Raw genomic sequence first — 7,100 nt, 5'->3', positions numbered from 1 at the left:
GGGCGACGACTGCACGACCAGCCTGTCGCTGACCCGCTCAGAGCCTCGAGTTAAATTTTTGCGGGCAGTTTGCTCGTCGGCAAGGTCCCCTCGCGCCGGCGCCGATGAGCGAAAAGATCTTGTCATCGGCGCGCGATAAGGGCATAGATAGCCTGTGGTCGACGTCGATCGATCGAAGACTTTGAGCCGCTCAAGAAGCACGCCCGGCTCATGGTATTGAAAATGACTACTCCAGAAGCGCGTGAAGGAGATGGCGCAGGAGCTCGCGCGTGCAGCTCAAGGGCGGCGAGCAGCCTCGAGTTCCTGGTCGTCAAGCAAGCCGAGCAACTCGCCCGGCTACGGCACAAGGTCTCGGGGAGTCGTCGAGCGACGCCCGAGCCCGGTACCGCCGGCGGCGGAGGCCGAGGCTTCCAAGCGAGGCCACGGCCCAACTGCTCAGGCAAAGCTGCCCAGCCGCGAGGTCCACCGATCGGCTCAAGGACGAGCGGGCATGTCCGGTCTGGCAAAAAAATCTCGAGGAGATGAAAGGGCAAACCGGAGACCGACGAGATCGACGGTCGAGCCTCGCTGATTCACGGTTATCGGGCACCGTCGATTAATAGTATCGCTGCCGCTGCAGTAACGGCGCGATCAAGACGGCTCCGGGCCTGCTGCGACCGGATCGTCGGAGGCCGCTATTCGTTAGACTTGCCATCGCCCCCGAGATCGACAAGGCGCCTCAACCACCTGCTGCCAGACCGCCAGCGCCGGCACGTGGAGCGAAGGGTTTTTATCCTACGCAGTCGATGTGGATCCGGAGGACGCTCGCCGACCGATGGAGCCCCCAGCTACCCTGCTGCTCGAGTACATCCTGGGCGACGATGTCATCGGCGTCGACGAGACCCACTGGCGACTCATGCAGCCGGGCAGCACCGCGAAGTGGTGGGTCTGGTGCCTGACGACCCATGACGCTGTTCGGTACATGCTCGAACCCAGTCGCCCGGCGAAGACGATCTCGCGGCGTGCCCGGTGGCTTCGAGGGCGGGCCGTGTGCTGCGACGCGTATCCGGGTTATTTAATGCCCTGGCCAAGGCGAGCACGAGCCGGATTCGGCCTGCGCACCGTTTCGCGCACGCGCGCCGTAAGTCTCTACGAGCTACGCAGCACCTACCCCGATGCCTGTGGGGCAGCGCTCGACCTGATCGATCCGATCTTCCTGATCGAGCGGGAACTGCCGTCGCCGCATGGCCTCGAGGGCGAGGCAGCACGCTGCGGCGCGTCGAGCGCCTGGCGCGTGCGCCGTGACGGCGAATCACGGTTGCTGGCGACGAAGTTTCAAGACCTGGGCCGAGGCCCAGCGGCTCTGCCGCGCAGCACCCTCGCCGAGGCGCTCGGCTACCTCCGGGGCACTGGAAGACGTTGACCGCCTTCCTCGACGACCCACTCGATCCCGCTTTCTCGACAACAACTGGACCGAGCGGGCGCCAGGGGTATGGTCCTCGGGGCAAGAACCACTACGGCTCGCGGTCCGTCCGCGGCACCCAGGTCACGGCCATCTTCTACACATTGGTTGAGACTCGCATCCTGTGCGGCGTCGATCCGCAGGAGTACCTCCGCTTCACCGCTCGCGCCGCGCTATGGTCACCGGGGACCGCCGTCTTGCCCCCAGCAATTTGCCCGCGAGCATCAGCTCGCGGGCGAGGATCGGGCGCACTGGCAGCCTACGAGGTGGCGAGGAACACGTACATCGCCCCGCCGCAGCTGACTCGCCGGCTCTGCGGGTACCGTGATCACCCGGCCCAGCGCCACCGCCGTGTCGGCGATCAGCCTGACGTTGATGAGGTCCATCATCCACGTCGCCTGCTCCGCCAGCCGCTCGTGCAGCCAGCCGCGGAAGAAGCTTGCGAACGGTGAGATGCCGCCCGGCGTAGCGCCGGAGCATCAGCTCGATCTCCTTCCTGTTGTCGCCAAAGCGCTTCTGTAGCGCCTCACGTACCCTCTTGCAGGTCCTCGGTCATTTGTGCCATCCCCCGCCGGCAAGCGTCCTCGGTTTTTAGTCTACGCTACGACGTGGTGGCGAGTATGCATGAAGCGCGTACGCGTCTCGGGAACCTCCACGAGGTAGCTGACGCTGTACTTCCGCATCGACTATCCCGGCCGCGACGATGTCACCACCCTGGATATCGACGACCTCTCGTTCATCGAGTGGCGAGGGCCGCCGCCATGCCCGATCTTCGGTGACTACGATTGGGTGCGCAACGACGGCGATGGCGCCGTCGAGATCCGCGCCCCGGCCTCGGCGCCGACGCCACCATCCGCCTCGCCGTGACTGCCCGTCGCCTTCGAGCCTCGACCGTCGGCTGGAGAGTGAAGTCGAGCTTTCCCAGGGACTGAAGCGGTCAGTACCCGTGCCAGCTCCGCACGAGCCGCTGTCCGGGCGCTTGTGCCGCCCGCGGTGTCCCGGTATACCCGAGGCTCTCGCATGCTACCCGCGAAGCTCGACACCATGGATTGCCCGCGCGAATCCGAGGTCGCGGACTTTTTCGCTGGCCACGCCTCGCCCGAGCTTCGCCGTCGCCTCGAGGCCCACCTCGCCCGCTGCTCGAGCTGCCTCGCCGTCATCGCCGCGCTCCAACGCGAGCGCAGCGACGCCTCGCTGGACAGCACGCTCGGTGCGTCGACCTTGGGCGCCGCGTCCGACCGGCAAACCCCGGCCCTCGGCGCGGCCCTCGGCCACTTCATCCTGCTCGAGCGCCTCGGCCAGGGCGCCATGGGGACCGTCAACGTCGCCTACGATCGCCGCCTCGACCGCAAGGTGGCGATCAAGCTGGTCCGCGGCGAGAAAGTGGCCGACCCGCTCTCCCGGGCCCGCATGCTCCGCGAGGCCCGGGCGATGGCCAAGATCACCCACCCCCACGTGGTCGCCGTCCACGAGGCCAACGAGTACGAGGACGGCGTCTACGTGGTGATGGAGCTGGTCCGGGGCAGCACCCTGCGTGCCTGGCTCGCCGCCGTGCCCCGCCCCTCCGGAGGACCTCCCCGACCCCTCTCTCCAGGCCGGGCGTGGCCTCCGCGGCGCACGCCGCCGGCATCATCCACCGCGACTTCAAGCCCAAGTATCGCCGACTCTCTCAGACCGCCCCGCAGCCCACCGACCGGCCGCATTCCCACGAATTGGGGCGATTTGAGAGGGTCAGCTTGCTCCGGCTTGCCCCCCGTTGCCCCGCCTTGCCCCAAGTTTTGGCAAAGAGCTGGCAACGGGTGGGCCCCCGCGGTCGGTGCTCTCGGGCGGCCACGATGCGACAGTAATCAGTTCAGCAGTTCAGCTTCTACTGAGCGCACCCAGCCTCCGCCCCTTCCGACAGCTCGCAAGCAAGCTAGACGGTCGTTCCACCAGTTTTCTTGACTCGCCCGGCGGGCCGCTCCCTCAAGAAGCTCGGCGCGGCTCACCCGGTGACCGGCAGCTCAGCGAGCCCGGCGCACGGTGGTAGTTTCGGTACCCGCCCGGACATCACGCGGGGACCACGCGCAGCAGTAGCCTGCATGCCTTGTAATTGCTCTGGTGCCATATAGGCGGGCGTACCCAGGATATCGCCTACCTGCGTGACACGGATCATGAATTCATCGAGATGGAGAGCCGTGACGCGGGTCTGCGAGGCGGACCTGCAGATCCTGGTGATGAGCCCGGAGGGGGATCTGCTGAAGGCCAAGCTGCCGCATCGGAGCGAGCACCCGCGGGCACTGGTGACGGTGCTGGAGGGGCTGGCGATGTGGAAGGGGGGCCTGCTCGAGGCTGTACATTTTGTGGACGCCAAGGCGCCGGACTACATCGACTGGGCTTTCCCAGGCGCCGACCTCGGCGGGCGCTGCAGCCCGCTCGTGGATTTCTCCACGCGAATGCACGGGCACGCGAGGGGCCGGATCCACGGCGTCGGTGATTTCCGGCAGCTTCGCCTCCTGGGAGGTGACCTGTGAAGACAACACCCGAAGTCGAGTCGGAGATCGTGCGCCTACATCACGCCGAGGGCTGGCCGATCGGGACGATCGGACGGCAGATCAGCGTGCACCCGAGCGTCGTGATGCGTGTGCTTGGGCAGGCTGATGTCGTGCGTGCGGTGACGATGCCGCGGCCGTCGATGGTCGACCCGTATCTGCCATTCATCCGAGAGACGCTGGAGACCTACCCAAAGCTGCGCGCGAGCCGGCTGCTGCAGATGGTGCAGGAGCGTGGCTACACGGGGCAGTGCTCGCGCTTCCGCGAGATCGTGGCGGCGATCCGGCCGCGCCCAAAGGCCGAGGCGTTCCTGCGCCTCTCGACCTTGCCCGGCGAACAGGGCCAGGTCGACCTTGGCCGCGTACTCCGTGCACGACAGACCGCTCCGCGCCCACCCGTCCTGGAGGCGCGCGCATGATCCCGTCGTCGGTGAGGATCTTGAGGTAGGAGATGCCGCTGTACGACCGATTACGCCCTAAATATGCGTGACTTTTCTCCTCGCAATTTTCCATCTCTGCTCCCCCTCGAGTGCCGAGATCTTGTACCGTGAGATTCTCAAAGAAATTCGCAGTTCTCCAATTCGTTCTACATAGGAAGTATAATCTGCATGCGGCTCGCAATAGCGCATAAATCTACCTACTTAAGCGCCATGCTCGGGATGCTCGTGTACAACTCATGTGCGGCCGACGAGGCCACGAGTGCTATCCCTACCTCGACAAGCGACGAAACCGACTCAAACTCGTCCAGGCCGAACGCCGAAACTCAGCCCACGTCCACTGATTCGCCCTCCCCGTCCACGAGCGATGCTCCCAGGTTGGTCGATGCTATCCTGCAAGTACAATACAACGAGCCCTTCAGGGCATTCCCTGTCTCTCGATCGTCCCTCGCCTTGGTGGCCGGTCCGCCAGCATCACGCCGGCGTCGCTACTTACATTGGGAATGCGCGAATGTTAGTTGCGTGAATTGATTACACCGTTCGTGAGATCAATTGCAATCTGCTCGTCGCAGATCTATTCCATGAACGCACCCTGTAGCAAAGAAAGCGTATACTACCATGAGGAACACCGTTGACAACAACGCGAGAAGAATTCCGAGCAGTAGAGTGAGTCTCGACACGAATAGAAGTTCGACTGTCGCATCTGTACCAAGCAGTGTGATGCGACCTAAGTCGTGCCACTGTTCACATGTTGATGCGGCAGAGTTGGGTAGAATGGAAGCTCCACGCGGATGTCGAGCACCCACGAACGGACAGTGCACTCGAACGGCTGCAAAGCAAGGTTGTGACAGTTGCAGCGGGCAAAACCAGCGCAGTGCGTTCAACAAAGTAGCGCCCGGGCCAAAGGCAGTCCGCCCGAGCGACCAACCGTGCGACGATCCTGACTTCTTCCTTAATGAAGCTCTACGCGCCGGAGTGGATGTCTCAAGCAGCTACAGCCCGTGCGATGGATTTCATGGGATTTCAGAACTGTCGGTGAAGCCCAAGAGTGTTGCCCTCTGTAATGAAGCGGGAGGTGCCTGTACTCCTCCTGATCCTCCCGATCCGGTGCCCGGGCAAGTCAACTGCTCATCGAACCTAGATGAACTCCTCAAAATTGGCTGGACTGTTAGGCCGATCAAATCTAAGTTCATCAATTTCTGCGGCGTTTCCGCGAATGACTGGGCGTCCCGCTTCTGGGAGGGCTATCTTATTGAGCAGCAACTCGCCATCTCCATCTTGCGGACGATTGAGTACATGTGGAAGAACCAACAGAAGCGTGAGGGGGTCTGGAAAGCTAATGACTGGGTTGTTTACAATGGTCACCGTTGCTCATTTGAATACTGGTTCGGTCCCTATAGCGACAAGTCCTTCCTAAAAGTCGCACACAAGTTCAGTCGGGCATACTACCATAGCGACATCGCAATGGTCACAAATGACTGGTCGAATGTCCCGGGTGGCACCCCGTTTTGTTGGATGAGCTGTACGAGTGCGGGCGGATCCAATAGGTTTCTGCCCAACAACGAACGATGGGTATGGCTATGCGGGGGGGGTGGGAAAGCTAGTCCCGAAACCATTGCATTTACCTTGATGCACGAGATGAGCCATGTTACCCATTACTGTTCCAGCGCATGCACTGGATGTGATCCAAAAGCTGAAAACCCCGCCAATGGCCATTGCGACCCCCCCACTAACTGCCATTGCGACAACGCGGTCAATTCAAGGGCGCTTGTAGTCAAGGGTCTTTTTGATGTGGCGACGAGCAACAATGGCAACTATGATGCGTTCGCCAAATGGTTCTATGCAGCTCAGATCCGCAACAAATGTTGGCCCCCGAATAAAAGTGGGAAGTAGCCCCGGTGATCCTTGAGCTGATCGCGGTAGGGACGATCGCGGTAGGGACGATCGCGGTAGGGACGATCGCGGTAGGGACGGCCCTTCGCCCTTCAGGCTCGGGCCGCCCCCCGCACAGATCCGAGCGAGCGGAACTACCGCACTCTATCAATGTTCGTTGGGAGCCGCAAGGCGTGGTGCCAGGCTCGAACGGCCTGGGTGCGAAAACTGACCTTCGACTTCCTTGGCTTCACGCATATCTGCGGGAAGACCAGGGCGGGAAAGTTCTTGCTCTACCTGTGCCGACTAACATCGATCGCTTGGCCAGCGCTCCAGGCTCATGGCCTTCCCGACACGTCCCCTCGCAATGCCATCACGGGGGGCGCCCCGGAGATCTCCCGGTTCTCGCGCAAAGAGGTTCCGTGCATGCACGGGGTCTTCGACCGCGCAGGGCCGCACCGCGCCTCGCGCTCTCGGTTCGGTGCGTGTTGCCTTCCGCTTCGCTTAACAGCGTCGGCGCCCTAGAGTACCTGATTTCGCGGCTCAATACCCGGCCTGCACGTGCCCCTGTCCGATGCTTCACCTGCACCTCGCGGGTGCCGGCGCAGGACTCGGGGTCATCGTGGTTCGCTACTCCTTCGATGTAGAGCTCTTTCATCTCCTCCTTCTCTGCCGGTTTATCCCGGCGCACTAAGCGTCGAGCAACTCGCCGAGCACGGCCCTGTCGATCTGTACCGAGGGCTCGCCGGGTTCCTGCGGATCCGGCGGTCGAAACAGGCGGCAAGCAAGGTCTCGCCGCGTTCGGGTCGCCGATGGCGG

The 7,100-nt window shown here is 63.0% G+C and carries 5 protein-coding genes; all 5 read left to right on the top strand.

The window, feature by feature from the left end; genetic code table 11:
- The first annotated feature begins 787 nt into the window (after window positions 1–787).
- The 5 genes from IPJ59_RS37360 (at window position 788) to IPJ59_RS37340 (ending at window position 6,302) form a co-directional block, all read left to right on the top strand.
- Window positions 788–1,402: an IS66 family transposase gene (locus IPJ59_RS37360; protein WP_293275916.1), complete on the top strand. Its 615-nt coding sequence runs from the start codon at window positions 788–790 to the stop codon at window positions 1,400–1,402.
- 1,059 nt (window positions 1,403–2,461) lie between these two features.
- Window positions 2,462–3,385: a protein kinase domain-containing protein gene (locus tag IPJ59_RS38650; RefSeq protein WP_366524771.1), complete on the top strand. Its 924-nt coding sequence runs from the start codon at window positions 2,462–2,464 to the stop codon at window positions 3,383–3,385.
- 233 nt (window positions 3,386–3,618) lie between these two features.
- Window positions 3,619–3,954 (top strand): hypothetical protein, encoded by a 336-nt coding sequence (locus tag IPJ59_RS37350; protein WP_293275914.1) that lies wholly within the window; start codon window positions 3,619–3,621, stop codon window positions 3,952–3,954.
- Window positions 3,951–4,391, top strand: coding sequence for a hypothetical protein (locus tag IPJ59_RS37345; RefSeq protein ID WP_293275913.1), 441 nt, complete (start codon window positions 3,951–3,953; stop codon window positions 4,389–4,391). The genes IPJ59_RS37350 and IPJ59_RS37345 overlap by 4 nt, the downstream gene beginning before the upstream one ends.
- Before the next feature lie 993 nt (window positions 4,392–5,384).
- Window positions 5,385–6,302, top strand: a complete 918-nt coding sequence (locus IPJ59_RS37340) for a hypothetical protein (protein ID WP_293275912.1) — start codon at window positions 5,385–5,387, stop codon at window positions 6,300–6,302.
- The last annotated feature ends 798 nt before the right edge of the window (window positions 6,303–7,100 follow it).

The organism is Nannocystis sp. (genome assembly GCF_016714285.1).
Taxonomy (GTDB): domain Bacteria; phylum Myxococcota_A; class Polyangia; order Nannocystales; family Nannocystaceae; genus Nannocystis.
The sequence above is the reverse complement of the archived record's forward strand: the minus strand, read 5'-3'. Positions and strand labels throughout refer to the sequence as shown.

What these genes read in the sequence shown, in the direction of transcription:
- IPJ59_RS38650 (WP_366524771.1), top strand. Translation starts at nt 2,462, where the DNA reads ATGCTACCCGCGAAGCTCGACACCATGGATTGCCCGCGCGAATCCGAG.